The sequence below is a fragment of the Paenibacillus sp. J45TS6 genome (assembly GCF_018403285.1).
Taxonomy (GTDB): Bacteria; Bacillota; Bacilli; order Paenibacillales; family Paenibacillaceae; genus Paenibacillus.
Map to the genome: position 1 here is coordinate 1 of NZ_BOSJ01000111.1, position 255 is coordinate 255.

Consider the following 255-nt stretch of genomic DNA (forward strand, 5'->3'; position numbering starts at 1 on the left):
CGACGAGGTAGATAGGCTGGGGGTGGAAGTGCAGCAATGCATGGAGCTGACCAGTACTAATCGGTCGAGGGCTTATCCTACAATTAAATTGCAAAGATTGTTTCGTATCTAGTTTTCAGGGAGCAAATCCTTGAATACCGCATTTGCAAAAATGCTCGTTTGGTGGCGATAGCGGAGGGGTTCCACACGTACCCATCCCGAACACGACCGTTAAGCCCTCCAGCGCCGATGGTACTTGGACCGCAGGGTCCTGGG

The 255-nt window shown here is 52.2% G+C and carries 2 rRNA genes; both read left to right on the plus strand.

Features of this window, described 5'->3' with window-relative positions:
* Nucleotides 1–80: ribosomal RNA gene (locus tag KJS58_RS25240) — 23S ribosomal RNA — on the plus strand; the annotation flags it as partial.
* Between the two features lie 78 nt (nucleotides 81–158).
* Nucleotides 159–255, plus strand: a 5S ribosomal RNA gene (gene rrf / locus KJS58_RS25245); the annotation flags it as partial.